The sequence below is a fragment of the Paraburkholderia domus genome (assembly GCF_905220705.1).
GTDB classification, from domain to species: Bacteria; Pseudomonadota; Gammaproteobacteria; order Burkholderiales; family Burkholderiaceae; genus Paraburkholderia; species Paraburkholderia domus.
Map to the genome: position 1 here is coordinate 1 of NZ_CAJNAT010000045.1, position 26,077 is coordinate 26,077.

At 63.2% G+C, this 26,077-nt stretch carries 21 protein-coding genes; 9 read left to right on the forward strand and 12 right to left on the reverse strand.

Annotated elements, in window-relative coordinates; translation table 11 throughout:
- Both KHO31_RS36490 and KHO31_RS36495 read left to right on the forward strand, forming a co-directional pair.
- A partial coding sequence (locus KHO31_RS36490; RefSeq protein WP_211625719.1) for a hypothetical protein occupies positions 1 to 382 on the forward strand: 382 nt, incomplete at its 5' end.
- Between the two features lie 294 nt (positions 383 to 676).
- A complete protein-coding gene (locus KHO31_RS36495) occupies positions 677 to 1,159 on the forward strand; it encodes a hypothetical protein (protein WP_201070845.1) in 483 nt (160 codons plus the stop codon).
- Positions 1,160 to 1,241: 82 nt separating this feature from the next.
- On the opposite strand, the gene KHO31_RS36500 is transcribed toward KHO31_RS36495, so the two are convergent.
- Positions 1,242 to 2,087 (reverse strand): aldo/keto reductase, encoded by an 846-nt coding sequence (locus KHO31_RS36500; RefSeq protein WP_201070850.1) that lies wholly within the window; start codon positions 2,085 to 2,087, stop codon positions 1,242 to 1,244.
- Positions 2,088 to 2,306: 219 nt separating this feature from the next.
- Here KHO31_RS36500 and KHO31_RS36505 point away from each other — a divergent pair, with 219 nt between their 5' ends.
- A complete protein-coding gene (locus KHO31_RS36505) occupies positions 2,307 to 3,053 on the forward strand; it encodes a GntR family transcriptional regulator (RefSeq protein ID WP_169489063.1) in 747 nt (248 codons plus the stop codon).
- An 85-nt stretch (positions 3,054 to 3,138) separates the two neighbouring features.
- On the opposite strand, the gene KHO31_RS36510 is transcribed toward KHO31_RS36505, so the two are convergent.
- A complete protein-coding gene (locus KHO31_RS36510) occupies positions 3,139 to 4,530 on the reverse strand; it encodes a CoA transferase (RefSeq protein WP_211625726.1) in 1,392 nt (463 codons plus the stop codon).
- Between the two features lie 126 nt (positions 4,531 to 4,656).
- On the opposite strand from KHO31_RS36510, the gene KHO31_RS36515 reads away from it, so the two are divergent.
- Positions 4,657 to 5,892 (forward strand): citrate/2-methylcitrate synthase, encoded by a 1,236-nt coding sequence (locus KHO31_RS36515; protein WP_211625720.1) that lies wholly within the window; start codon positions 4,657 to 4,659, stop codon positions 5,890 to 5,892.
- 8 nt (positions 5,893 to 5,900) lie between these two features.
- Here the strand turns inward: KHO31_RS36515 and KHO31_RS36520 are convergent, their stop codons facing one another.
- Positions 5,901 to 6,206, reverse strand: coding sequence for a DUF2917 domain-containing protein (locus tag KHO31_RS36520; protein WP_201070855.1), 306 nt, complete (start codon positions 6,204 to 6,206; stop codon positions 5,901 to 5,903).
- Positions 6,207 to 6,417: 211 nt separating this feature from the next.
- On the opposite strand from KHO31_RS36520, the gene KHO31_RS36525 reads away from it, so the two are divergent.
- From KHO31_RS36525 to KHO31_RS36535, 3 genes are all read left to right on the forward strand, one after another.
- Positions 6,418 to 7,836: an aminotransferase-like domain-containing protein gene (locus KHO31_RS36525; RefSeq protein ID WP_201140556.1), complete on the forward strand. Its 1,419-nt coding sequence runs from the start codon at positions 6,418 to 6,420 to the stop codon at positions 7,834 to 7,836.
- Between the two features lie 186 nt (positions 7,837 to 8,022).
- Positions 8,023 to 9,408: a multidrug transporter subunit MdtD gene (gene mdtD, locus KHO31_RS36530; protein ID WP_201071121.1), complete on the forward strand. Its 1,386-nt coding sequence runs from the start codon at positions 8,023 to 8,025 to the stop codon at positions 9,406 to 9,408.
- Between the two features lie 386 nt (positions 9,409 to 9,794).
- Positions 9,795 to 11,069, forward strand: coding sequence for an EAL domain-containing protein (locus KHO31_RS36535; protein WP_201071125.1), 1,275 nt, complete (start codon positions 9,795 to 9,797; stop codon positions 11,067 to 11,069).
- Here the strand turns inward: KHO31_RS36535 and KHO31_RS36540 are convergent.
- Positions 11,025 to 11,987 carry a sigma-70 family RNA polymerase sigma factor gene (locus tag KHO31_RS36540; protein ID WP_201070859.1) on the reverse strand — a complete coding sequence of 321 codons (963 nt, stop codon included), beginning with the start codon at positions 11,985 to 11,987 and terminating at the stop codon, positions 11,025 to 11,027. The genes KHO31_RS36535 and KHO31_RS36540 overlap by 45 nt on opposite strands.
- 201 nt (positions 11,988 to 12,188) lie before the next feature.
- Here KHO31_RS36540 and clpP point away from each other — a divergent pair, with 201 nt between their 5' ends.
- On the forward strand, positions 12,189 to 12,836 hold the full coding sequence (clpP, locus tag KHO31_RS36545) for an ATP-dependent Clp endopeptidase proteolytic subunit ClpP (RefSeq protein WP_201070861.1): 648 nt from the start codon (positions 12,189 to 12,191) through the stop codon (positions 12,834 to 12,836).
- Between the two features lie 343 nt (positions 12,837 to 13,179).
- Positions 13,180 to 14,625 carry an NYN domain-containing protein gene (locus KHO31_RS36550; protein ID WP_201107708.1) on the forward strand — a complete coding sequence of 482 codons (1,446 nt, stop codon included), beginning with the start codon at positions 13,180 to 13,182 and terminating at the stop codon, positions 14,623 to 14,625.
- 225 nt (positions 14,626 to 14,850) lie between these two features.
- Here the strand turns inward: KHO31_RS36550 and KHO31_RS36555 are convergent, their stop codons facing one another.
- From KHO31_RS36555 to KHO31_RS36590, 8 genes are all read right to left on the reverse strand, one after another.
- Positions 14,851 to 16,617, reverse strand: a complete 1,767-nt coding sequence (locus tag KHO31_RS36555; RefSeq protein WP_201070865.1) for a PQQ-binding-like beta-propeller repeat protein — start codon at positions 16,615 to 16,617, stop codon at positions 14,851 to 14,853.
- A 281-nt stretch (positions 16,618 to 16,898) separates the two neighbouring features.
- Positions 16,899 to 17,477 (reverse strand): glycine zipper family protein, encoded by a 579-nt coding sequence (locus KHO31_RS36560; protein WP_201071128.1) that lies wholly within the window; start codon positions 17,475 to 17,477, stop codon positions 16,899 to 16,901.
- Positions 17,478 to 18,212: 735 nt separating this feature from the next.
- Positions 18,213 to 20,672 (reverse strand): tetratricopeptide repeat protein, encoded by a 2,460-nt coding sequence (locus tag KHO31_RS36565; protein WP_211625722.1) that lies wholly within the window; start codon positions 20,670 to 20,672, stop codon positions 18,213 to 18,215.
- A gap of 723 nt (positions 20,673 to 21,395) precedes the next feature.
- Positions 21,396 to 22,244 (reverse strand): c-type cytochrome, encoded by an 849-nt coding sequence (locus KHO31_RS36570; protein WP_236071688.1) that lies wholly within the window; start codon positions 22,242 to 22,244, stop codon positions 21,396 to 21,398.
- 83 nt (positions 22,245 to 22,327) lie between these two features.
- The gene (locus KHO31_RS36575) at positions 22,328 to 23,038 is read right to left on the reverse strand and encodes a c-type cytochrome (RefSeq protein ID WP_236060634.1); all 711 of its coding nucleotides are present in this window, start codon (positions 23,036 to 23,038) and stop codon (positions 22,328 to 22,330) included.
- 92 nt (positions 23,039 to 23,130) lie between these two features.
- On the reverse strand, positions 23,131 to 24,153 hold the full coding sequence (locus KHO31_RS36580; protein ID WP_201121941.1) for a substrate-binding domain-containing protein: 1,023 nt from the start codon (positions 24,151 to 24,153) through the stop codon (positions 23,131 to 23,133).
- Between the two features lie 9 nt (positions 24,154 to 24,162).
- Positions 24,163 to 24,954: a thiosulfate dehydrogenase gene (tetH, locus tag KHO31_RS36585; protein ID WP_211625724.1), complete on the reverse strand. Its 792-nt coding sequence runs from the start codon at positions 24,952 to 24,954 to the stop codon at positions 24,163 to 24,165.
- A 175-nt stretch (positions 24,955 to 25,129) separates the two neighbouring features.
- A complete protein-coding gene (locus KHO31_RS36590) occupies positions 25,130 to 26,059 on the reverse strand; it encodes a LysR substrate-binding domain-containing protein (RefSeq protein WP_201070878.1) in 930 nt (309 codons plus the stop codon).
- Positions 26,060 to 26,077: the final 18 nt, after the last annotated feature.

A 26,077-nucleotide genomic window follows, 5' to 3' on the forward strand; every position in this document is an offset into this window, starting at 1 on the left:
GGCGGTGGCAGCAGTGGAAGCAGCGGCGGTGGCAGCAGTGGCGGTGGCAGCAGTGGAAGCAGCGGCGGTGGCAGCAGTGGCGGTGGCAGCAGTGGAAGCAGCGGCGGTGGCAGCAGTGGCGGTGGCAGCAGTGGAAGCAGCGGCGGTGGCTTCGGCGGGAGCAGCGGCTGCGGTTGCGGTGGTGGCCCCAGCGGCGGCCCTGGCGGTGGAAAAGGAGGCGGCCCTGGTAGCGGTGGTGGTTTTGGCGGAGGCTTCGGTGGCGGGTTCGGCGGCGGCTTTGGCGGAAGCTCCGGCGGCGGCCACGGAGGCAAGGGTAGCGGCGGTAACGGTGGTGGCAATGGCGGAGGAAACGGGCATTAGCAGTCGCCTGCTTCCCGGGTAGGGGGCCCCCGCGCCCTACCCGTCGCTAACGACATACTTCGGTATCTCGTCCGCAGTCCCCCGGCATCGGCGGTGATGTCTCGATCCCCCGGTCGAGCGTCACCGCCCAAGGCCGGTCGGCGTCAACAGCGTCCGCCAGCGGCCCGCCAAAACGGCGCAACTGCCGAAAACCGCGGACAAGCGGCTCCCGCACACGTTCAAAACCAGAACAACCGCTCGCGCTGTGCTTGACCGGAACCAAACCGAAGCGATTGCCTCATATCAGATTCAACGTTCGATATGAGGGCATCACAACATGCAACGAAACGTCCCCCACTCCATGGCGCGCATGGCCACCGGCCTGCTGATGGTCACCGCTCTGGGCCTCGCATCGCTCGCTCATGCGCAAACACCTGCGCAAACCCCGGCTACTTCGGCCCAGCCGCAGCCACAAACCTTGTCGCAAGCCGCTCCGCCGGTCGACCCCACGTTCTCCGCCTATTCGCTCGCGCAAACCTGCAAGCAGAAAAACGACAACGTCGCGCAAGGTGAATGCGTCGGCGCGATCCGCGGCATCATCCACGGCTATCAGTACGGCGTGTTGTTCCTCGGACAGCGTGCGTCGCTGCCGCCCAACGAAACGCAACGGGTGTCGCTGTGTTTGCGCAATACGCAGGTGTCGTCGATCGTCGACGACTTCGTCGCCGACGCCGCCCAGGTCAACGAAGATTCGCTCAAGCACACGCCCGCTGAAGTTGCCGTTCTGGGTTCCGTGCACATGCACCACGGTTGCAATTAATGACGCTAGCGCCGCGAGTCACAGTGGCGCAAGCGCATCGACTGCAAGGCCGGCTGCGATTCGCTAACGGCCACCGCTGCGCTTACAGCATTTCGAGCGGCCGCTTGCTGCGAGGCGGTTTGAAATAAGCGTCGATGGCAGCGAATTCATGAGCGTCGAGTTGCAGTTGCGACGCCCGATGGTTGTCGCGCACATGCTCGACGCGGCCTGCCTTCGGAATCGCGAACACGCCGGGCTTTTGCAGAACCCACGCCAGTGCCACCTGAAACACCGAAACGCCACGTGCGTCGGCGATATCGTCGAGCGGCGAGCGCTTTGGCAGGCGCCCGTGATCGACCGGGCTGTATGCCATCGCCGGCATCTTGCGCGCGGCGAGCCACGGCAACAGGTCGAATTCCGGCCCACGGCGCGCGACGTTGTAGAGAATCTGATTGGTGGCGCATGCCTCGCCGCCCGGCGCAGCGACAAGCTCTTCCATGTCGTCGGTATCGAAGTTACTGACGCCCCAGTGCCGAATCTTGCCCGTGCTGCGCAACGTCTCGAATGCCTCGACGGTTTCCGCAAGCGGCACCGAGCCGCGCCAGTGCAGCAGATACAGATCGAGCCGGTCGGTTTTCAGGCGCTTGAGGCTCCGCTCACAGGCCGCGATCACGCCGCGCCGGCTGGCGTTATGCGGATACACCTTGCTGACCAGAAACACCTGGTCGCGCAACCCCTCAAGGGCATCACCAACGAGCGATTCGGTAGCGCCGTCGCCATACATTTCCGCCGTGTCGATCAGCGTCATGCCCAGTTCGATACCGCAGCGCAGCGCGGCGAGCTCCGAGGCGCGGCGCGCCGGCTGTTCGCCCATCTCCCAGGTGCCCTGCCCCAGTTTCGGAATGCGTTCACCGTCGGGCAGGCTTACGCTCGCTATATCGCTCGTCATGCTTTCTCCTCGAAATGGCTAAACGGATTGCAATGCGCGTATGACCATGCGTGTATCTCGATGCGGCGGCACAGGCGAGTGCGCGGCGCACGCTAAGGAAATCATAGAGGGCGAGTTTAGCGGTTGTACGGGCATCGGATCGGGCCCCAGGCAAAAGCCCGCTATAACGGAGCGCGCCGATGTCTTAGAATTGCCGCTTGCCCTTCTTGCGTGAGCCCCATGACCTCTGCCTCGGAAGACCGCTGGCGCGACCTGCGCCCGGACCCGGAAAACGACACGCCGCTATACCTGCAGCTCGCTCGCAAGCTCGGCACTGCGATTCACGAAAACCGTTGGAACGCGGGCGAGGCGCTGCCCTCCGAGCGCGTGCTGTCCGAAGCGCTCGGCGTATCGCGGATCACCTCGCGCAAAGCCATCGCCCTCCTGGTCGAACAGGGATTGATCCGCCGCACCCAAGGCGCGGGCAGCTTCATCACGCCGCGCTATGAAGATCCGCTCTCGCGTCTGTCGAGTTTCAGCGAAATGCTGCGGCGACGCGGTTTTACGCCGAGTTCAAAGTGGTTGTCGCGGGAAATTTCTCCGGCTAACCGCGATGAGGTGATTCAACTGGGCTTGTCGCCGGCTGCTGCCGTGACCCGGCTGCGTCGCTTGCGCCTCGCCGACGGCATCGTGATGGCGGTGGAGAATTCCACTTTCCCGGCTGCGGTCATTCCCGATCCTCAGGCGATTGGTGATTCTTTGTACACGTACCTGGAAAATCGCGGACTGACGATTGTGCGCGCGCTGCAGCATTTTCGTGCAGTGAACGCGAATGAAGAGATCGCGCAGCAGATGAGCATTGCCCCGAACGAGGCACTGTTGCTGATCACTCGCGTCGGGTATACGGCGGATCAGCGGGCGATCGAGCTGACCGATACCTACTGTCGCAACGACTACTACGATTTTGTAGCCGAGTTGAGGAAGTAGATTTCTGCCCACGCGGCGCCTTTTCGCCGCATCTGCGATCAGGCGCCGTGCGCAAGCAATTGGACGCCGTGCGGGTAAATGGTCTTCACACCCATTTCGCGTCGTGCGCCCCGATCCGGGCCGGCGGCAACGCAAAATAGGCTGGCGTCTCTTCCAGACATTCGGCCGGTAGAACCCCGAGAACACGCCCGAACTCGGACTGAACAGTCGCAAGGCAATCCCGCACATCGTCGAGCGAAACATCGGGCGCCTTCCAGCCGTCGGGCTGCAATCCAAACGACTGCAGCCACCGCCCGGTCTGCGCGAGCGAAACCCGCGCGTGCCAGCTCCCGCCTTCGGTGGCTCGCCGCGCCAATGCGGCCATCGCGCCGAATGCGGCCAGATACCCCGTCGCGTGATCCAACGCCTGACAAGGTAAATGCTTCGGCTCATCCCATCCCGCCGCCTGGCGCTCGGTAAAGGCAATCCCGCTCGCGGACTGCACCAGACTATCGAAGCCGCGCCGCTCGGCCCAAGGCCCCTTGTGCCCGTAAGCGCAAACCGAGACATAGACGAGCCCCGGCCGCACCCGCGCCAGCTCCTCGGGACCAAACCCGCGTGCCGTCAGCGCGCCCGGCCGATACGCCTGCAAAAACACATCGGCGCCGCCGGCAAGGCCACGCAATGTTTCGCGCCCGGCTGCATCGCGTAAATCGACAACAGCCGAGCGCTTGCCGCGCCCGTTGTCGATCACCAGCGGCGCAATGTTCGGCAAGTGCGGAGCGTTGACCATCAATACCTCGGCACCATGCTGTGCCAGCGCGCGCCCCGCCACCGGGCCAGCGATGATGCGAGACAAATCCAGCACCCGCACGCCCGCTAGCGGCCGCTCCCCGCCGTCCTGCCGTGGCGGCTCAGCCGGTGCGTCGCCGATACGCTCGATCTCGAACAACGGCAGCCCCGCAATCGCCTTCGCCTGCTCGAGCGCGGCCCACTCGTCGGGCGTGCGAATCAAGGCGGCGCACAAGCCGGCGTCGGCGAGCGTCTGGTCAAGCGTTCCGCCATCCCAGCCGCGAATCGCCTCGGCCACCGCCGCGCGATCGTTCGCGCAGCCGAGTACCTTCAGCACCCCTTCGAGGTGATGCGGAAAATTCGTGTGCAGTTGAATCCAGCGGTCGTCTCGCGTCGCGTAGAAACCCATCACCGGATCGCGCAAGGCGGGCGGCGGCCCCTCGTCGATGCGCAGATAGCGCTCGCTGCGAAACGAGGCCAGCGCGCGCCGCATCTCCACCGTGACGTGTTGCCGGTGCCCCGTGCGCAAGCGGTGGTATTCGGCAGCTGCGAGACCGGTCGCGGCGATGGTCGCCGAGGCCAATGTGCCGACCCGATAGACCGACGGCAGGCCCGGATCGGTGCCGGCAAGCGAAACGGACCTCAACGCGGTCGGGTCACATTCCGCAGTCGTCCAGATATGTTTGAGAGCGAGTTCAGGCGTCATGGCGTTCATGTCGTTTCATCTCGAAACGGGAAGAAAGTGAACCGAGTCTAGAATTTCGCCTTGCCGCAATCAATCTTGATTATGATAATCAATATATATTGATTTCTTCGGTTTCTACGCGTTTCCATGCCACCCTCCCATTCCCTGACCGCTGCCGAAGCCGCCGCTGCGCTCGGCATCAGCCTGCCTACACTGTATGCGTATGTCAGCCGCGGCATGCTGAGCTCATCGCCGGATGCGCAAGGCAAGCACCGGCTCTACGACGCCGCCGAAGTGCGGCGGCTCGCGCGGCGCAAGGAAGACGGCAAGCGCGCCGGCAAGGTCGCGCAGAAGGTGTTGGACTGGGGCGTGCCGGTGCTCGAATCGTCGATCACGCTGGTGGCCGACGGCCGCCTGCTGTATCGCGGCCACGATGCCATGGAACTGGCGCGCACGGCATCATTGGAAGATGTCGCGGCGTTGTTGTGGGAATTCAGTGCGAGGCGGATCGCCGATGCACCGGCCGTGCCGTTCGCCGCCGCCCAGTGGGCAGCGTGGCTCAAGCTCTGGAGCGACAGCACGTCGCTCGACCGCGCGCTCGTGCTGCTGCCTGCCGCCGCGGCACAAATGCCGCGGGTATGGGCGCTCGGTCGCGATGCGCAGCTTGATACCGCCTGCGCGGTCATGCACTTGCTGGCCGCGGCGATGATCTCGGCGGCGCCGTCGAACGAACCGATGCACAAGCAGCTGGCTTCAGCGTGGAACGTGCGCAATCGTCAGCAGGCAGGGCTGCTGCGCGCAGCGCTGGTGGTATGCGCAGATCACGAACTGAATGCATCGACCTTCACGGTTCGCTGCATCACGTCGACGGGGACGCATCTGTTCGGCGCCGTGGCGGGCGGTCTGGCCGCGTTGTCCGGGCCGCGGCACGGTGGCGAGACGGTACGGATTGCCGCGCTGCTCGATGAAGCGTCGCGCGCCCCCGATCTCGACCGCTATCTGGCGACCCGGCTTGCGCGCCACGAACACGGCGCGCATGGGCCGGTGCTGTCGGGCTTCGGCCATCCGCTGTATCCGGAAGGCGACCCACGCGCGCGTCTGCTGCTCGGGATGCTCGCCGACTACGCACCGGCCCGCTCGCCGCTAGGCGAAGTGCATGCACTTGCGCGCGCGGTGCGCGACACGACCGGTGCGGAGCCGAATGTCGACTTTGCGCTTGTGGCCATCGAACGGGTACTCGGCCTGCCGGCCGGCGCCGCATTCACGCTGTTCGCAGTCGGCCGGGTCGTCGGCTGGATCGCCCATGCAATGGAACAGACGCGCGATGGCCGCTTGATCCGGCCACGCGCGCGCTATATCGGGGAGTATGAGGTGCCCGGTTGAGACGCGGATTACGCCACGCCCAACCAGCGCGGCAGCCAGTTCAACACCGGCAAACCGCGCAGTAGCCGCGTTGCAGCGCGCTCTGACCCGCTAGCCAGCGCGAAACGCGCACCGGCCTGCCCTGCGCTGACCCACGCCACCGCACCGCGCGGCAACTCGATGGATTGCCCCGTTGCCAGCCAGTGATCCTCGCTGTCGCCTTCCACGGTCACCCAGATCTCGCCCGAGATCGCCTTGAAGATCGACGGACGCGCGACACGCCAGGCTGCCGCGGGCTCGCTATGCTCCATTTCGAAAATACGGACTTCACGCATCGCTTTTCTCCTTCGAAGAACTTTCCTGTTGTACCGATTATTGACGTGCGATCATCAGATACCCATGCACAGTTCCGAACACTTCCATCGGAACTGTTCAGTCGAAAAAACGGACAGTTGGCGGCAATCGCGCGTCACGAGCGCGCGCAGCGGGAGCGGGCGATGAGCCGACGGCTCGGCGCTCCGCCTACTCGGCGAAGGAAAAAACCGCATGAAACTCGAAATCCAACTCGATCGGGACAACGGCGTACCGCTCACCGAGCAGATCGTCACGGGCATCACCGCCTGGATTCGTTCACGCACCGCTCACCCCGGCGCGAAGCTGCCGTCGATCCGCCAGTTCGCCGCTGACTACGGCGTGAGCCGTTTTCCTGTGATCGAGGCTTACGACCGGCTGGTGTCGCTCGGCTATGTCGATTCGCGCCACGGCTCTGGCTTCTATGTGTCCGACCGTCAGCCGGCAAGCACGCATTGCCAGGGCACGTCGGACCCGCGCCGCGCCGAGGACGAATCCGGGCACATCCTCCAGCAGTTCAACCATCAGGGCGAAACGCTCAAGCTCGGCAGCGGCTTCATTCCCGATGGGTGGCGCGACGTGGACAGCCTCGCGCAGGCGATCCGCCACGTGTCGCGCACCGACACCGCAAGCATGGTCGATTACGCGACCCCGCTCGGCAATCTGACCTTGCGCGAACATCTGCAAGGCCGCATCGGCCAGTTAGGGATTCAAGCGGACGCCTCGCAGATTCTGATCACCAACGGCGCGAGCCAGGCGCTCGATCTGCTGATGCGCTACATGCTCAAAGCCGGCGACACGATGTTCGTCGAGGACCCCGGCTACTACAACCTGTACGGTCTGCTGAAGCTGCACGGCGTGAAGCTGATCGGCATTCCGCGCACCCGCAACGGCCCCGATCTCGATGTGTTGCAGGCGCAGTTGCAACTGCATCGGCCGAAGCTGATGTTCATCAACACGGTCTTCCACAATCCGACCGGCACCACAGTCGCGCCGCCGGTAGCGTTCCGGCTGCTGCAACTGGCGCGCGAACACGGCTTCACGATCATCGAAGACGACATCTACGCCGACTTCCAGTCCGACGTCACCGACCGTCTCGCGACCCTCGACCAACTCGAGCACGTGATCTACGTGGGCGGCTTGTCGAAGACGCTGTCGTCGTCGTTGCGGATCGGATGCGTGGTGGCGAGCCACGCGATCATCAAGGATCTGGTCGACATCAAGATGCTGACGAGCATCGGCGGTTCGCGCTTTGCCGAGGCGGTCGCCGTGTCGCTGCTGGAGCGCGGTGCGTACCGCAAGTATCTGGAGCGCTTGCGCCGCCGCATGCGCGACGCACTCGGCTCGACCATCCAGACACTCGAAGACGCCGGCTGGGAGCTGTTCGAAAAGCCTGTCGGCGGAAAGTTCGTATGGGCGCGTGTGCCGCACGTCGATAACGCCGAACGGCTGGTGGCATGCGGCGCACCGCTCGGGGTGACAGTGGCGCCCGGCAGCTATTTCCGTCCAAACATGGAAGTAAGCCCGTGGACAAGGATTCACGCCGCCTTCGGCAATGACCCGCGTGCGCAGGCATTTTTCCGTGCTGCTGTGGCGTTGCCTGCTTCGGACTGAGCGGCTCATCCCGCGTTCGCGCTGAGCGTATATCCGCTGCGCCGGGCCACGCTTTTCCCTAGAATAGCGAGTCCCAGCCCGCCCCTGCGCGCCTAGCCGCCCTCCATGTCCACGCCGCCGACCCAGCCTGCTTCCGCCCCCGCCGCTTCGGCCTCCACAGGCCCATCGGCCCGCTCGCTCACCGTGATGCTGTGGCTCGTCGCCACCGGCTTCTTCATGCAGACGCTCGACTCGACCATCGTCAACACCGCGCTCCCCGCGATGGCGACGAGCCTCGGCGAGTTGCCGTTGCGTATGCAATCGGTGGTGATCGCCTACTCGCTGACGATGGCCGTGATGATCCCGGTGTCAGGCTGGCTCGCCGACAAACTCGGCACCCGGCTCGTGTTCTTCAGCGCGATCCTCGTGTTCGCGGTCGGTTCGCTACTGTGTGCGAACGCGCATACGCTGAATCAACTGGTGATCTTCCGCATCATGCAAGGCGTGGGCGGCGCGATGCTGCTGCCAGTCGGACGGCTCGCGGTGCTGCGCACATTCCCGGCGGAACGCTATTTGCCGGCCTTGTCGTTCGTGGCGATTCCAGGGCTGATCGGACCGCTGATTGGACCGACGCTCGGCGGCTGGCTCGTGAAGATCGCGTCATGGCACTGGATCTTTTTGATCAACGTGCCGGTGGGCATTGTGGGTTGCATCGCCACGTTTATCTTTATGCCGGATAGCCGTAACGAGCACACCGGCAAATTCGATCTGAAAGGGTATCTGCTGCTGATCTTCGGCATGGTGGCGATTTCGTTCGCGCTCGACGGCCGCACCGAGTTCGGTATTCAGCACGCCACCGTGCTGGTGCTGCTGATCCTGAGCCTCGCCTGCTTCGTCGCCTATGGTTTGCACGCCGTGCGTGAGCCCGCGCCGATCTTCCCGCTCGACTTGTTCAAGATCCACACCTTCAGCGTCGGTCTGCTCGGCAATCTGTTCGCGCGGCTCGGCACCGGTGCGATGCCGTATCTAATCCCTCTGCTATTGCAGGTGAGTCTCGGCTATAGCGCCTTCGAAGCCGGCATGATGATGCTGCCGGTGGCGGCCGCGGGCATGGCGGCCAAGCGCCTCGTCACGACGCTGATCGTCAAGTACAGCTACCGGCGCGTGCTCATCGTCAACACGGTGCTGGTGGGCCTGACCATGGCGAGCTTCGCGCTCACCACCGCCGGCCAGCCACTGTGGCTGCGGCTCGTGCAACTGGCGTTCTTCGGCGGCGTCAACTCGATGCAGTTCACCGCCATGAACACGTTGACGCTCAAGGACCTCGGCACCGGCGGCGCGAGCAGCGGCAACAGCCTGTTCTCGCTGGTGCAGATGCTGTCGATGAGTCTCGGCGTGACGGTAGCCGGCGCGTTGCTCGCGACCTTCACCGGCCTCCTGCCGCGCGTGACAGCCGCCAACTCGCTGCCCGCGTTCCATGCGACGTTCCTGTGTGTCGGCATCATCACCGCGGGCTCGTCCTGGATCTTCGCGCAACTGTCGCCGGACATCCGCACGCCCGCGAAAAAGACCGACCCTTCGGAACGGACCTGAGTTATTTGCCGGGATGCGGCGACCTCACGGCGACCTGGCTCGGGCTGGGTGCAGTGACTTCACTGCAACCTGGGCGCAACTTCGCGGCGGACTCGCGGCGACTCGCCGTCGCCCCGGCGTCACCGCAACAAGCCTCCTCGCCGTTCCCCGCCGCGCCTGCGCCGCCGACCCGCAACGGGGCGCGTGCCGCACCACTGAAGTGCGAATCATCGCCTTCGCGCACGCGCTGGCGCACAATCGCGGTATTGACCGGGGTAACCGGGCGCGCGCAGTGTGTTTCCGCGCGCGCATAGTTCTTGCTCACCTATCCTGTAAACTCACATTTTGCGCGTGCCCACTCGTGTCGAGCATGAGAAGCGCGCCGCCACCTCAACACGACTGACATGATGAGCATGATCGAACTCGATCCTCCCGGCTTCCAGCCGCCGCGCCCGATGGCCGGCGACGAAGGCTCCCGGCGCACCGTCCTGTACGGCGGCTACACGGTTTTCAGCGTGTTCCAGCCGGTTTTCTCGGTGTCGCACCGGCGCGCGATCGGTTATCACGCTTCGCTGCGCGCACACGACGAACATGCGCTGCAGGTGCCGTCGCACGAGGTTTTCACGCAGGCAGCGCGGCGCGGCGACCTGCTGGAGCTCGGGCGGCTCGCCGAATCGCTGCATCTGGGTAATTTCAACGCATTCGACAGCCACGACGAATGGCTTTTCCTGAGCCTGCACCCAGCGGCGCTGATGGACACCAGTTACGGCGACGCACTGCTCGCCGGCCTCAAGGCGATGGGCCTGCCGCCGCAACGGGTGGTGCTGGAAGTGTCCGAACAGGCAGGCGGTGAAACCACGCGCTTCGCCGACATCATTGACGCATTGCGCAAATCCGGCTTCCTGATCGCACTGGACGGCTTCGGCGCGAAGCATTCGAATATCGACCGCGTGTGGAATCTTCGCCCGGACATCGTCACGCTCGACCGCTGCATCCTCGCGCAAGCGAGCGAGCACTCACATATTGAACGCGTGCTGCCGGGCCTCGTCTCGTTGCTGCACGAATCCGGGCAACTGGTGCTGATGGGCGGCCTGGGCACCGAACGCGACGCGCTGATCGCGCTCGAATGCAACGTCGACTTCGTGCAGGGCGCGTATTTCGCCGGCCCGAGCGTCGAGCCTGTGAAACCGCAAGCGGCGGCCGGCTTGATGGACTCGCTCTCCGCGGCGCTACGCGAACGGGTGACCGCGCGCGAACGCGCACAGTCTGCGCGGCTCGCACCCTATGTCACGGCGCTGGAAACGGCGGCGGCCCAACTGGTGGCCGGGGAATCGGTTACCCAGGCGACCGCACCGCTGCTCGCGCTCGGCGAGACGGCACGCTGCTTCGTGCTTGACGGTTCGGGCCGGCAAATCGGCGACAACGTGCTGCCGCCAGGACGTGCTTCGCAACGCGCCAAGCGCTTCCGGCCGCTGCTGCATTCGGAAGGCGCAAGCTGGGAGCGCCGGCCGTACTTCATTCAGGCAATGCGCGTGCCCGGCCAGGTGCACCTCACGCCGCCCTACCTGTCGATCAACGAAGCGCACCTGTGCGTGACGGCCTCAATTGCCGCGCATACGCCGCACGGCACTCAGGTGCTATGCGTCGACATCAACTGGGAAGTCGCTGCGCATCGTAATTGAGGCAATGGCGTTCCGCTGAATCCGCGCGAGCAGCTTCATGACAGCCGCGCGACCCAACAAGCGGTTCGCCGCCTGCAAACGCGCCGCGCTGGTGACCGCGCGCAATGCGACGATCTTCGTGGCGCCGTCCGTGGACACGTCGATGACCCCGACAACCTCGCCTTCGAAGAGCAACGCAATACACATTGCGCCTTCGACCGACACGACCTCTGCATGGCTCGCCTGATGCGCGAGCGCTGTCACTGTCTCCATCCAGGCCACCGGCGCCAGTTCTTGCGTGCACACCGGCGCGTCGCTGACGACTTCCGGCGCGTCGCTAAAGAGACGCAGCAAGCCCGCTCGATCCTGCGCCTCCAGCGCGGTGCGCAAGCGCTCCACGATCCGCGCATGCGCAGCAGGATCCGGCCGTTCCAGCGGCGCACCCGCACGCTGCAAACGCGCCTTGGCCCGGTGGACGATCTGCCGGCAACCGGCCGGCGTGCGGTCGAGGATTTTCGCAATCTCCGCGTAGTCGCAATCGAAAGCTTCGTGCAGCACGAATGCCGCCCGCTCATCCGGTTTCAGACGTTCGAGCAGGAGCATCACGCCGTACGACATCTCCGCCGCGCGCAAGGCTAATTCCTCAGCCGAGGGCGCCACCTCATCGAGCCAAGGCTCCGGCAGCCAGCCGGCGGCTTGTGACGCGCGTTCACGCTGCACGTCACGCAGCCGGTCGATGGCCGCGCGCGTGGTGATCGTGGTGAGCCAGGCGGCCGGTGTCTGCACCTCTTGCGTATCGGCGAGATGCCATTTGAGCCAGACGTCCTGCACCACGTCTTCCGCTTCGGCGCGGCTGCCGAGCATGCGGTACGCCAGCGCGAGCAGGCGGGCGCGCACGGCCTCGAAGCTGGATGCCTTGTCGATTCCTTGTTCCGTCATGCGTACACCTCCAGATCTGCATCCCTTTTGCCTTGACGCTTGGCACCACACGGACGTGACAGGTCAACGAAGAAATATTCCTGTCACGCCGCCGCACGCCCTCTCGTCATAGGGGCAACAACGCGCGCAACCGGTGCCCGGTTGTTCGAATCGGCCACCGCTACCGGTTATCGGCAACACGCCGCCTAAAACGAGGCAAACATGCATTCCAGCTATTCACCCGTCACCGGACTGGGCCTCGTGCCCACCGTGATCGAACAGTCCGGCCGCGGCGAGCGCGCCTACGACATTTATTCGCGTCTGCTGCGCGAGCGCATCGTCTTTCTGGTCGGTCCGGTGAACGAACAGTCAGCCAGTCTGATCGTCGCCCAGTTGCTGTTTCTGGAATCCGAGAATCCTGACAAGGATATTTCGTTTTACATCAATTCGCCGGGCGGCTCGGTATACGACGGCCTCGCCATCTACGACACGATGCAGTTCATCAAGCCCGAAGTGTCGACCTTGTGCACCGGCTTTGCCGCCAGCATGGGGACGTTCCTGCTGACCGCCGGCCAGCGCGGCAAACGCTACGCGCTGCCGAACGCGCGCATCATGATTCACCAGCCGTCGGGCGGCAGCCAGGGCACCGCTGCGGACGTCGAAATCCAGGCGAAAGAGGTGCTCTACCAGCGCGAACGCCTCAACGCGATGATGGCCGAGCGCACCGGGCGCAGCATCGAAGAGATCGTACGCGACACCGACCGCGACAACTTCATGTCGGCCCACGGCGCCAAGGCGTATGGCCTCGTCGACGAGGTGCTGGAAACACGCGCGGCGCTAAGCGACCCAACTCGTTATACGGACAGATAGCGTGGGAACGCCGCGCGGCCGCCTCCTGACAAAGGCCGGGCGCAAAGATATACCTGTTCTCGCGCCCCGCATGTCCAGCAGCCGCTTGCGTTCACAGCAAGGAGGCAGTGAATGCAAGAGCGCCGACACTGCTGAGGCCGCTGGACGCGTACGAGCGCGTCCATTTCTTCCCCCTACCCGTGCAAACCGCAGGCCCTGAACAACGCCCGAAAAGTTGCCATTCCAAACGGCCTTTTACCCGCCGTATCGGTGCGCCAGGAACACAAAAGCTGATCACCTCCGTAGGAATCGCTATCATGGTCGCGATTCGTCGAATTTGACGAACGCTTCAATGGAGATATTCATGGCGTCATCCAACGAAACCGTCAGCATGGCGCTATTCTGCGACTTCGAAAACGTTGCGCTCGGCGTGCGCGACGCGAAGTACGACAAGTTCGACATCAAGCTGGTGCTCGAACGTCTGCTGCTCAAGGGCAGCATTGTCGTGAAGAAAGCGTATTGCGACTGGGACCGCTACAAGAGTTTCAAAGGCGCGATGCACGAGGCCAATTTCGAGTTGATCGAGATCCCGCACGTGCGCCAATCGGGCAAGAATTCGGCCGACATCAGGCTCGTGGTCGACGCGCTCGACCTCTGCTACACGAAATCGCACGTCAATACCTTCGTCATCATCAGCGGCGACTCGGACTTTTCGCCGCTGGTGTCGAAGCTGCGCGAGAACAACAAGCAGGTGATCGGCGTCGGCGTACAGCAATCCACCTCGGATCTGCTGATCGCGAACTGCGACGAATTCTTCTTTTACGACGACCTGGTGCGCGAAAGCCAGCGCACGGTAAGCAAACGCGAGTCGTCCCGCCCGCAGCAGGCCGCCCAGCAGACGGCCAAACGTACGCCCGACGAGGAAAAGTCGCGCAGCAAGGAAGACCTCGAAAAGCGCCGCACCAAAGCGGTCGAAATCGCGGTGCAGACGTTCGACGCGCTCGCGTCCGAGCGTGGCGACAGCGGCAAGATCTGGGCGTCGGTACTGAAGAACGCAATCAAGCGCCGCAAGCCGGATTTCAACGAGACATACTACGGCTTTCGCGCCTTCGGCAATCTGCTGGAAGAGGCGCATGCGCGCGGGCTGCTCGAATTCGGCCGCGACGAGAAGTCAGGCGCGTATGTTTATCGAAGCAATGTTGCGAGCGCGACTGCCGACAACTTGAACGAGTCAGCCGAATCCGGCGAATCGGCAGAACAATTGGTTGAGGCACAGGTTGCAGAAACGGTGGTCGTCGAGTCAGGCGGCAAGCACGATCCGCGCCGCAGAGGCCGCGGCAACCGCAAGGCCGGCCGTGGTGGCCAGCAGGAAGCCGCTCAGGAAGAGCGCGCGGCAGTCGGGCGCGGCGCTCACGCACAAGCTCACCCAGAAGAGGTAGGGACGCAAGTACCCTCTGCTAGCGAGTCTATTTTCGAACAGCCGGAAGCGGCTTGGGCAGAACCGGAGACCTTTGCCGCTGAACCGATCACCGTAGGCAGCGAAGAGGCACACGAACAGGCACAGGACGAGAGCGTTCCTCAACCCAAGCGCCGCAAGGAACGAACGCCGCGCAAGACAGCCGCGAAGAAAGCGAAGAAGGCCACGCCGCGGACGATCGATGAGGTACCGGAGATCGCCGCGCCGGCCGAAGTACCGGAGCCGTCCGTCAGCGTGGAAAAAGCACCCGTGGCGGCAAAAAAGGCCGCGCGCAAAGCCGCGCCACGTAGCCGTCGTCCGCGTAAGACAGTGGCAACGAGCGACGCGGAGTAAGCGTCCCGCATCGCTTGATGTGCGCTGAGCGCTTTCGAGGTTGCCTTTAGCAGGCTGCGCGCGGCAGTAGAAACTCTCCGGCAACGAAAAGCCCCTGTCCGTTACGAGCAGGGGCTTTTCCATTTCCGGGCATCAGCGGCGCGACCGAGCTAAAACTTCAACGGCTCCGTCACGCCATACAGTCACCGGCTACTGTGACCACGACTGCAACTAGAACCACAGCGCTCATAGCAAACCAAACACTGCCACTCCATTAGTCGCACCCACATACACTTTGCCCTTTGCGATCATCGGCGTGATGAACTTGTTGCCCGCGCCCCATTGATCACGCGTGCCGGCCTGATTGCTGTTATACAGCTCGTGCGCCAGGTTGCTTGCGTCGTACGCATGCAAGGCACCTGTCGTACCGTTTTCCGCCGCCCAGACGATGCCGTTGCTCGTGCCGTTGGCCGACACGGCCGGTGTCGCGCCGGGATAGGCAAACGTAGTTGGACTCTTTGACGCTGCGGTAGTCGCGAGAAACGCGCCCGAGACTGGCAGCGCCTTCAGGTTATCGTTCCAGCCGCCGTAATACACCACACCGCCGTAGTAAGCCGGCGAACCCCAGATGCCGCCGGCGAGCGTACCGGTCAACACCTGCCAGATATTGTTCGCCGTGGGACTGAATTTACCCATCGAGTCGCGATCGACCACATAGATCAGGTTGTCCTTGCCCGCCGCCACCGCCAAATGTTTGACAATGCCGCTCGCGGTCGTCTGATCCGGCAACAGCATCACGCCGCCCGAACCAAAATCGTTGTCGGCGTTTGCTTCGGCCACGACGTTATCCATGGCAAAGTAGTCCGTGACCTGCAGGTTTCCAAACGACAGCTTCATCAGCGAGTTGCCGAAGTCACCGTCGACCGGGAAACCCGCCGCATTTAACGTCGTGCCGAACGTGCCGTTACCGTCCACGACGTAAATCGAAGTGCCATCCGACGCCATTCCCGAGCCGGCCATCCAGATCGATCCCTGGCTGCCGTTCGGCGTGATGTTGAGCACGCTTGTCTGTCGGAGCGTGTCGGCGCCATAGGCCATCAGCCAGCCGGTATACGCGCCCGCCATGCAATGCGAGGTCCAGCCCATATAGATGTTGCCGCCGACCAGCGTGAGTGCCGCGCGCTCCGTGTGTAGCGCGGGATTAAAGGTAATCAGACCGTTGACGCTGCCCGCACCGTTGCCCGGGTAGGTCGCGGCGATCTCGGTCGGACCGCCCAGTATTTCAGCGCCGCTAGTCAGATCCAGCGCATGCAGACGGTGATGATAGGCACCGCTGCTGTCTTTGGTCATCGCCACGACGTACAAGACGCCATTCGTGCCACGACTGCGGTCAATGACCGGCGTCGACGTGATGCCGATTTCCGGCGTGAAATCCGGACAACTAAAGTCGTCGCTGGGTGTTTCGCCGCTGCCAATCAACGAAACCGTCCACAACTGGGCAAATGTCGTGGCGTCATAAGCGTACACACTGTCGTGTTCGGTCTCGACGTAGACCACATCGTGCGTGGTGCCGCCGATCGGCAGACTGGTCACGAACAGTGGCTGTGCATCGACCTTACCGTCCGCGGCGAGAAACGCGACTTTGCCGAAGCTGGCTGAATTGACGTTCGCGAGCGTCAGCGTCGTCTCGGCAAGCATCTGACCGGTGCGGGCGAGATCGTTGTGATGCATCAGCACGTCGGTGGCGTAGGCAGTCGTTCCCATGGTTGTGCTGCCCGAACCAGTCGAGCCGGTGCCGCCGGTGCCGCTGCTGCCGCCGGTTGTCGAACCGCCGGTTGTCGAGCCGCCGCTAGTGGTGCCGCCGCCGGCCGCTGAACCCGAGGCGGTACCCGACGCGCCACCGGAGCCGCCACCGCAAGAAAGGTAGCAGGCCACGACGAACGCAATCGCCAGCCACTCGCACACGCGGGACCACACGTTCGGATTGAACGCGCCGGTTTGCGGTCGCTGCATAGTCGCCTCGCTTGCACGACGTCCGGCCAACTCCGTACGTCGAGTGACGAAGTCAGAACCGGTGTGTGCCGGTAGGGATGGAGTGGTGTTTGCGGGCTGTGCAGCGCCGCCAGACAGCCGGCGTCGCTAGCCCTCGATCCAAACCTACGCCCTTTGCCGGGCGGTTTGGCGCCATCGTTTCGCGCTTTTCCGCCAGGCATGGCAGAAGCTTTGCAGCAACAAGCGTGCCTCGCGAACGATACAAACAGCTCGTTTCAGCGAACCGGGGCTGCCGACCCGCTTCAGTAATACGGGTAAGGCGCGTACATCACCGGCGGCGGCGCGACGTACCGCGGCGGCGGTGCATAGTAGTACGGTTGCGGCGCGTAATAGGCGGGCTGCGGCGCATAGTAAGCCGGCATCTGCGGCTGTGAAATCGTGTTGCCCTTCGAGGTCATGCACTGTGCGTAGGCAGCGTCGTAGCGCGCTTGCAGGCCTGCCGCGGAATACTGCGCGCCATTCGCCCCGTTCGCGCCGCCGATCAACAACCCGCTGCCCGCGCCGATTGCCGCGCCCGCGCCGGCATTGCCCGCCGCCGCACCGATCAGCGCGCCGACAGCGGCGCCGCCAAGCGTGCCGATCGCCGCGCTGTTCACGCTATTCGTGGTCGCCGCCTGCGCAGCCGCGTTCGGGTCGGTCGAGCGGTTCGCGTAGTCGCGGCATGCATAGTCGTCCTGCTGGAACTGCCCGAGCGGCTCGCCGCTGCGCGGCAGTGCGACCACGCTCGGACCGCTCGGCGGCATCACCGCGCAACCGCCGAGCGCGAGCGCGACGACGGCGACGGGTATGGCGATGCTTATCGACCTGGTGCTGGAGATCATGTTGGTACGCTTTAGAGACATTGGAATTCAAACGTTAGGCCAAACGGTACCGTCCCTGGTTACAAGATCGTTACAGAAAGTTTTTCGCTTACATTCGCGCAGTGGCCGCGCACGGGCCGGCGCCGTGCAGGAACGGTGCCTCGATCGCCCGCCCTACGGCGTTATATGGGGTAACGCTTGTAAGCGTAGCGGCAATCTGATTTCGCGCCTCGCGGCCTAAACTGACTGCCTCCAACGCCGCGCAATCCGGTCGCCGAAGGGTTCGGCCCCGCGTCGCACGGCAGCCCGACTGAGCGTGCGTTCACCCGTTGGCTCGATCGGCACCGTCAATGAAATAGAGGATCACTCGATGAATCGGTTTGTTTTCGCAGTGGCGGCGTCTGTCGGCTGCATATCGCCCGTCTTCGCGCAGTCGAATACGACATTCCCGAGCACCGTAATCGAGCCCTCGACGACAACATTTCCGAGTGCCTCGATCGCGCAGAATTTCCAATACATCAATCACCCACCGCCGCCGCCCGCGCCGGCGAGTTCGGTTGCGCCCAACGGCAGCGGGCGCGGACATCGGCATCGACAGATGTCGACGGATTCCGATACGACAGGGGCTGGATCGACTCAGCCTTGATCCGCGTGCTCACAAGGCCCGCTGCCCTGGTCGCCTGCCCTCGCGGCAGTTACCAACTGTGACAAATTTGCCACCGCGACTCCTGTAACGGCATCGCAGACGTTTCGGAGTCAACCGCGTAGGGTCAACGCGGCGCTCCGCATAGTCAGACGCGGCTCGGGGCTGGGTTCGATGCCGTCACTGCCGTCGTGTTTGCCTTGCGCCATGCGTCGCGCCCGATCACACCACGCTAGCCAGACCTCGCGGTAAGCGGCCTCGACATGAACCGCGAAGCGCGCGCCGTCCATCAATGGCGAAGCGGCAAGACGTGCGCGCAGGCTCTCGCGCATGCCGCTCAGACGCGGTAGATCGCGTGCCAGTTGAACCGCCGTCGCGACAAACTGCGCCTCGCTGTCGGCGACGAGTTCACGCAGTCCCAGGTTCGCCGACTGGCTCAGTCCGGCACGCCCCACTGCCGTGTCACCCACCCGCGTGACGACCGGCACGCCCATCCAATACGAGTCGAGACTCGTCGTGTGGCCGTTGTACGGAAACGTATCGAGCCCAACGTCAATCTGGTGATACGTGCGCAGGTATTCCGCGCGTGGCCGGAACGGCGTAAAGGAGACCCGCGCGGCGCCGATACCCTGTTGTCCGAGCCGCTCGAGCAGACGTGCGCGAGCCGTACCGTCGGGCGCCATCAGCAGCAGCCGGGCATCACCCACCTCGCGCATCACGCCACCCCACATCCTGAACGTCGCGTCGCTCAGTTTGCAGGGGTTGTTCAGACAGCCGAACGTCGGATATCCGTTGGACAGCGCGGGCAAGGCATTGACCGCCGGCGTATCGGTCAACGGGTCATAGCACCAGAAAGAGTCGGGCAGACGGATGGAAGCTTCGCTATACCAGGCATCGCTGTCGGCCGGATCGAGCCATGGGTCGGTCAGCCGGTAGTCGATCGCATCAATGCCGGTCGTCCCCGGATAGGCCAGCCAGGCAATCTGCACCGGCGCGGGTTTGCGCGCAAACAGCAGCGGACGGCCATCCGCCATGTGCATGGTCAGGTCGATCAGAATGTCGATCCTGTCGTCACGGATCATCTGTGCGAGCTGCTCGTCGTTGAGTTCGCGCACATCGCGCCATACGTCGGCATGACTGCTTACGCGCTGCGTCAGATCGTCCGGCCGGGTAACGCTCGCATAACAGAAGATTTCGAACTGCTCGTGATCGTGATGCGACAGCAGCGGAAGCGTGAACAGCGTCTGACAGTGATCGCGGAAATCCGGCGACACGTAGCCGATGCGCAAGCGGCGCAACGGTGCCGCATCGTTCGAATGCGGCTGATGCGTGTCACGATAGGGTGCCTCATGCCGCGCAGACCATCGACGGCATTCGTCCAGCAGAAGCTGCGAATGCTCCGCCTGGAAGCTCAATGCATACGCCAGATTGCTGTGCGCCACGACGTTGCAGGGATCGCACGTGAGCGCCCGGCGATAGCAATCGATACCGTCTTCGAGGCGCCCCTGGTCTTTCAGCACGTTGCCGAGATTGTTGTGCGTGACCGAGTGATGCGGATCGACAGCGAGCGCCTCACGCAGATGAGATTCGGCCTCGGCGATGCGGCCGAGCGTGCGCATCAGGGTAGCGGCGTTGTTGAGCGCGGCAATGAAACCCGGGCGCAGGCGGATCGCAGCGCTGAACGCCTGCGCAGCGTCCTCGCGCGATCCCGCCTCCTGATAGACGATACCCAGATTGTTATATGCGTCGGCGTGTGTGGGTGCCTGCTCGATCGCCCGCTGATAGTGGTTCACCGCTTCGCGCCGCCTGCCGAGCGCATGTAGCGTATTGGCCAGGTTATACGCCGCTTCAGGAAAGGCGGGGGCCAACTCAAGAGCGCGCGTCAGCAATACGGCGGCCTGAGCGAACTCGCCGCGCCGGTGAAGCGTAACGCCGAGATTCACGAGGCCACAGGGCGAATCGGGCGCCACACGCACCGCCGCCTCGAGCAGCACCACGGCTTCGTCCAGACGGCCGGACGCCTCGAGGAGCGTGCCGAGATTCGTGAGAGCGTTGGCGTCGTCGGGGCGCACCTCGATCGCGCGCCGGTAAGCGGCTTCTGCGGCAGCCGCGCCGCCCTGCTGCCGGTGGCAGTTGCCCAGGTTGTTGAGCGCGTCGACATGAGTCGGTTCGAGCGCCAGCAGCGACGTATAAGTCTCGATCGCAGCAGCGTACTCGCCGGCCGATTGCAGTGCTGCGGCCAGTGCGAACAGCACGTCAGTGGAAGCGGGTTCGAATGACAGTGCTTGCAGATAGGCGTCGATCGCCTCGGCGAACCGCTCTCCGGCGACAAACACTTGCCCGCGAACGAAGTGATATCGCGCGCAATCGGGCGCGAGGGTCAGTGCCCGATCGAGCCAGCCGAGTGCGGCATCGTACGCACCGCCTTGCATGTCGAGCACGCCGAGGCGGAACATCACGTTCGCGTCGTCGGGCGCGATCGCGAGCGCACGTTCGTATAACTCGCGCGCATGACCAACCTCGCCCGCAAGATGGTGCGCCGTAGCGCGTTCCAGAATCTGAGTGGTTTCCATCGTGCCCCGCGGGTGGACTGCTATTTCTTCGATGTCGCTTCGATCCGGACCGCTGTCCGCATCACATCCGTGTGATGTCATCCGCGAGGCGAGCCGTCGGCTGTGCGAAAGGGAACGAACAACAGTGAACGATAGCGAGCCAGTCCTTACCGATGTTTACCAGTGCTCACCCGGTGAAACTTGCAGCAATGCGTTTACGCCGCTTCCAGTCGGGCATGAAAACGTCGTGGAGGCTTTGCAGATGCGAGGCTGTAAGCGAGCACGGCAAGCGCCCTGCGCACAGCCAGCGCGGCGCGCGCTCCGCACAGATGAGGGGGATGACAACGACGAGTCTTTCGATGACAAGACCCCTGGCTTTCGGCAAGACCGTATCCGGAATGCGGAACGCCGACGAAGCTTGCCGGTTGCAAGAAATATCCAGTAACCCGTAAGTAACAATGGGCGCGGATAGCGAATGATTTGACGTGTAAACGCGACGGAGAGGAGGCGCGCAACCGTCGTCTACCAACCGCCGCGCACGAACCGGAAGTCTGCCGAAGATGCATGTCGTGGCCAAAATCGGCGTGCCAGAAAACAGAAAGCCCTCGCGAAGGAGGGCTTTCTGTTTTACTACCGCTTCCAGACTTCATTGTTGCGGGCCGTTCGAATGGCCAGTTTTGTTTGAAATCCGAACTATATTGTCACGCTGCAGCCACGAGGTCGTACTCGCGGCAACGCACTACATCATCGCGATCCGGACGCCCCCAAAACCTGTCCATTAACGGTTTGACCGTACATCGAGTGCGGCGAGTCATGGAACTTTGCTCGCGTGGCTTCAACGGAACCCAGAAAGCGAGGATCTTGTGGACGTTCATGGCTGTCCATAAACGTCGCCACGTCCCACGCTTGCTGGTCTGTCAGCGTTCCAGCCAGGCCCAACGGCATGTTGGCCTTGATGAAACCTGCTGCGTTCTGAATGTCACCCATTCCGGCACCCCAATTGAACGAATGAGCACCCCACAGCGGCGGAAAGACGGTTTGCCCCCCGCTTGACTGTCCCTGCCCGTCGGCACCGTGACACAAAGCACAGTGCTGTGCGTAGACCGCGCTCCCTCTCGCGTAGTCCGCCTTTTGCGCGGGCGCAGGAAGTTTGGGATAGCCTTGTCCCGGCAGCTTTTCTCCAATCGGCGCCCCTTTCGCGAGCCAGTAAGCGTACGACTCCAATGCCACCAGCACCGGGTCACCGAGCGGCGGGGCCTTGCCGTTCATGCTGTACATGAAGCATCCCTGGAGCCGCTCGGCGAATGAGTTCACATGTCCGTTCTTGCTCCGATAGGCAGGATACAAAGGATACGCGCCCCACAGCGGGCTCGAATCCGCCTTGCGACCGGCATCGAGGTGACAGCTCGCACAGTTCAGCGTGTTACCGACGTACTTCCCGGCGAACGTTTGAGTATGCGTAAAGATTTGCTCGCCCAGTTTGGCGGACTTGCCGAAACCGTCCGTCGGCATGCTCGACTCTGCCGGTGGCGCGAACGGCGTTACCGGCGACGACGCTGGGGCTTGCGCGGAAGAAGCGGGCAACGCCGCCATGTCGCCACTGGCAGCCAGGCACGCGCCGGCAACCGCACTCAACACGCCGGCGAGTACGCCGCGATACAACCAGATTCGATCGATCATTGCTTGCTCCCGTTCGCAGACGCCCCTTCGGTCGCCGCTCCAATGCCGCCGTAGTAGGCGGCGACAGCCGTGATATCTGTGTCGGAGAGCTTGCTCGCGACGGCCGGCATCAATGCCAAGGGCCCAGGCGGCCGGGTGCCGCTCTGCCAGCTATGCAGCTGGCTCGCGATATAAGATGCCGGCTGGCCGGCCAGTGGCGGGAACGTGGCGCCCACACCGATTCCGCCCGCTCCATGGCATTGCACACAGGCAGGCAGCCCCTCGTCCCAGCGTCCGCGCGTGGCGATCCATGCGCCGACGTCCGAAGGCTTGACTGACTGGTTGTCGCTCGCTTTTACGTCCGGCGGCGGTTGCAACCCGGCAAAGTACTGTGCAACTGCGTCACGCTCGCGTGTGGACAACAGTTTCGCCATCGGTTGCATGATCGGGTTCTGACGCGTGCCGTCCGCGAACGCCGCCAATTGTGCCGACAGATAGGACGCGCTGACGCCAGCGAGACGCGGAAAGCCTGCCGCGGCGTTACCCTCGCCTTTCGCACCATGACAACTGATGCACGCGGCGACACCCTTCGCCGTGCCCTGCATCGCGACGGTTTGTCCGGTGACCAGTTCATCCGCGTGAGCACCCGACATCGCCAACAACGTGCTCGCAATGACCAGATGCATGCTCAGGTATCTGCGCCGCAATATCATGACCGAATAGTTCACATCGTCTCCTTCAGATTATCGCGGGTTGCAACCCGCTCGGGCATGGGTATTCAGCCAGCGCTCGACTGTTCTCGTCAAATCGCAACAGCGCGTCATTGAACGGTCGAACTCAACGCCGGTTCGTACTTGCCGAAGCCGTATCGCTCGAAAATCTGAAACGCGGCGGGCGAGTGAATAAAGGCGAGCCATTTGCGAGCCGCTTGCGGATGCGCTGCACCGTTGACCAACGCGCCGGCATAGATCGCGGTCGTGTTTTCATTGTCGGGAATGTCGACATGAGCAAGAGGATGCCCGATCTGCTCCTGGAACAGGGCCTCGGATTTCCAGACCACGCCGGCATCGGCGCGATCCTGCATCAGAAAAAGCGCGGTTTGCCGGTGATGTATATGGGTCAGCTCAGTCGATCCGGCCCGCACCTTATCCTCATAGACCGCTTTGGCGAGCGCGTCGCCACCGGCTTTCACCAGCGATGCCTTGATCTGTCGCGACACGCCTTCAAACTCCGGATTGGGCATGGCGAGCCGCAACTCGGGTCGCGCCAGATCTTTGAGCGACGTGACGTGCTGAGGATTGTCTCGACGAACCATGATCGTCAGCTGATTCGTTACGTAGGGAACGGCGGGGCCCGATAGCGTGCCGTCCGCGATGAGGTCTTTAACCTTCGCCAAACCGGCGAAATAGGCATCAGGCTTGACCGTCCATGTCATATTGCCGACCGTGATCGTGCCGCCGGCCTTCATCTGCTTGACCAGCAAACCGGGTGGAATAGTTTCCCAGAAGATCCGCCCGCGATACTCAGGGTTGTCCTTCTCGAACTGCGCAACAAGCGGCGCCATCGCGAAGAAATAGTTTCCCCCAACGAACAGCACGAGCTTGGGCGAAGACAGGTTGCCGTGAAAATCGGCCAGCACGTCGACCTGCGGGACGGTGAATTCGAGCCCTCGATCGAGCGCGTCGTTATTTTCTCCCTGCTGCCACGGCGGAAAGACGTCAGCCTCCGGCGGAGCTGCTGACGCACACGCAAGACCAGCAGCGCAAGACAGCGAGACCGCAAGCATTAACCGCAAAAACCGTCGAAACCCATGCAACGGGTTTTGAGCGCAAATGTGTGCCATGGTTGCTCCTTAACTGGCGTAGTGAAAGCCGACCTGTTGGAGTTCGACCAAGGTCGCCACCGCGCCGGGCGTGACGATCGCACTCGGGATGATATGGTTGGTCAGATCGGCTGCAAGCGCGTCCAGCGGCAACTTGTCCGGATTCGCGTTGGCGGCGAGCAGTTTCTCCGCCAGTTCCCAAATGGCGTTGTGACACGACAGAAAGACCGCCCCTCTTTTCAGCAACGCTGAAATACTGTTGTCGTGCGACGAAAAGGCACCGTCGGCGCTTTCATGATCGCCGTTACCCATCGCTTCCGCCGGTTTGCTGCCGAGCAACGTATTGGCCGCAAACTTGTCGCCGCTCATTTTCGCGAGACCGTACTTGTCCCACGCTGACTGGTCGAACAAGGACAAATGGGCCGACCCGTGCGTTGCCGATACAACGAGAAAATCCGGATGCTTGTACGACCAGATCTGCGCATTCAACGCATTACGCATCAGGTTCAGCCATGGTCCGCCAAGGTCGGTGTTGTCCCAAACCTGTTTCGGACTGCCTCGATACCCGATGACGGCAGACAGCGCCTCATGATCCCATTGGTCAGGACGCTCGAGAATCATGGGTACCGTTTTGAAGTCGCGCCGCCTCGGGGCTGCGGCCAATCGCTTAGTCAATTCGGCCAGATTGCCTGCCCCTCCGGGCAGCAATGGTGCCGTGTCGGCTGCCATTGCTTGCGACTGCCCGGTGGCGCTCAGCAGCGCGGTACCGGCAGCCAGGCCAAATGTCTTTAACGCACTGCGGCGCGCATTCTGGTTAGTCATGCCTGTATCTCCTTGTTGTTTTTCGAAATGTCGTGGGTGCGAAAATGCGAGCGCACGAGTGATTCAACCGACATCTGTCTGTCCCGAACTCTCCGGACACTGGAAAGCAGAAAGCCCTCGCGAACGAGAGCTTTCTGCTTTCCCACCGCTCCCAAACCTCATTGCAGCGGCCAGTTCACGCGCCTTGATTCGCCATCCTTGCCGGCGATTCAAGACTGCCCCATTCCGACGCCATCTCGAAGAAGACGCGCATGGCTTCCGTCACATAGCGCTGCTGATGACGCAGCATCAGGAAATCCCGCGACGGCAGAGGCCAACTGAGCGCTATCAGCGTCCCGGCATTGAGTGAGGAAGCGGCGACCAGACGGGACATCACAGTCGCGCCAGCGCCGGCCTCGACCGCGGAACGTACCGCTTCGTTCGACGGAAGCTCCAGCGCGATCTCGAACCCGGCGGGATCGCCCCCCAGGCTTCGCACCATCTTTTCGAAGATCCCCCGCGTACCCGATTCCTGTTCACGCAGCACCCAGGCGCTCTCGCGCAAGTCAATCAAATCGGTCGCCGTCGAATCGCGGCCGGCCCAAGGATGGCTGGGGGCGACCACCAGCACCAGTTCATCCTGGGCAACGGCGCGCACTTCGAGACCGTCGGTGTCCACCTGGTCTTCCACGAAACCTAGATCGACGGCACCCTCGGCGACCTGCCGGACGACTTGTCCGGTATTCGTAATCGAGAGCTTGAGCGAAATGCCGGGGTAGGCCGCATGGAAGCGCTGCATCACCTTCGGTATCCAGTAGTTGGCTACCGTCTGACTCGCTGCAAGCGATAGCGCACCGCGCCGCAATCCAGCGAGATCGGCCAGCACGTTCCCGGCCGACGAGGCACGGGCGAGCACCGCGCGCGCTTCGTCGAGAAACTGCTGGCCGGCGTCAGTCAGCACAATATTCCGGCGAATTCGGTGGAACAGCTTGATGTCGTACTGCGCTTCGAGGGCGGCGATCGAGCTGCTCACCGCCGATTGCGAAAGCGCCAGTACGTCGGCCGCACGCGTCACATGCTGTTGCTCCGCCACCGCCACAAAGATTCGAAGTTGATCAAGCGTCATGGTTTTTAGCGGATTTCG

Excerpts from the sequence above, each read along its gene's own strand:
- KHO31_RS36495 (WP_201070845.1), top strand. The coding sequence starts at position 677 with ATGCAACGAAACGTCCCCCACTCCATGGCGCGCATGGCCACCGGCCTG.
- KHO31_RS36500 (WP_201070850.1), bottom strand. The coding sequence starts at position 2,087 with ATGACGAGCGATATAGCGAGCGTAAGCCTGCCCGACGGTGAACGCATT.
- KHO31_RS36505 (WP_169489063.1), top strand. The coding sequence starts at position 2,307 with ATGACCTCTGCCTCGGAAGACCGCTGGCGCGACCTGCGCCCGGACCCG.
- KHO31_RS36510 (WP_211625726.1), bottom strand. The coding sequence starts at position 4,530 with ATGACGCCTGAACTCGCTCTCAAACATATCTGGACGACTGCGGAATGT.
- KHO31_RS36515 (WP_211625720.1), top strand. The coding sequence starts at position 4,657 with ATGCCACCCTCCCATTCCCTGACCGCTGCCGAAGCCGCCGCTGCGCTC.
- KHO31_RS36520 (WP_201070855.1), bottom strand. The coding sequence starts at position 6,206 with ATGCGTGAAGTCCGTATTTTCGAAATGGAGCATAGCGAGCCCGCGGCA.
- KHO31_RS36525 (WP_201140556.1), top strand. The coding sequence starts at position 6,418 with ATGAAACTCGAAATCCAACTCGATCGGGACAACGGCGTACCGCTCACC.
- mdtD (WP_201071121.1), top strand. The coding sequence starts at position 8,023 with ATGCTGTGGCTCGTCGCCACCGGCTTCTTCATGCAGACGCTCGACTCG.
- KHO31_RS36535 (WP_201071125.1), top strand. The coding sequence starts at position 9,795 with ATGAGCATGATCGAACTCGATCCTCCCGGCTTCCAGCCGCCGCGCCCG.
- KHO31_RS36540 (WP_201070859.1), bottom strand. The coding sequence starts at position 11,987 with ATGACGGAACAAGGAATCGACAAGGCATCCAGCTTCGAGGCCGTGCGC.
- clpP (WP_201070861.1), top strand. The coding sequence starts at position 12,189 with ATGCATTCCAGCTATTCACCCGTCACCGGACTGGGCCTCGTGCCCACC.
- KHO31_RS36550 (WP_201107708.1), top strand. The coding sequence starts at position 13,180 with ATGGCGTCATCCAACGAAACCGTCAGCATGGCGCTATTCTGCGACTTC.
- KHO31_RS36555 (WP_201070865.1), bottom strand. The coding sequence starts at position 16,617 with ATGCAGCGACCGCAAACCGGCGCGTTCAATCCGAACGTGTGGTCCCGC.
- KHO31_RS36560 (WP_201071128.1), bottom strand. The coding sequence starts at position 17,477 with ATGATCTCCAGCACCAGGTCGATAAGCATCGCCATACCCGTCGCCGTC.
- KHO31_RS36565 (WP_211625722.1), bottom strand. The coding sequence starts at position 20,672 with ATGGAAACCACTCAGATTCTGGAACGCGCTACGGCGCACCATCTTGCG.
- KHO31_RS36570 (WP_236071688.1), bottom strand. The coding sequence starts at position 22,244 with ATGGCGGCGTTGCCCGCTTCTTCCGCGCAAGCCCCAGCGTCGTCGCCG.
- KHO31_RS36580 (WP_201121941.1), bottom strand. The coding sequence starts at position 24,153 with ATGGCACACATTTGCGCTCAAAACCCGTTGCATGGGTTTCGACGGTTT.
- tetH (WP_211625724.1), bottom strand. The coding sequence starts at position 24,954 with ATGACTAACCAGAATGCGCGCCGCAGTGCGTTAAAGACATTTGGCCTG.
- KHO31_RS36590 (WP_201070878.1), bottom strand. The coding sequence starts at position 26,059 with ATGACGCTTGATCAACTTCGAATCTTTGTGGCGGTGGCGGAGCAACAG.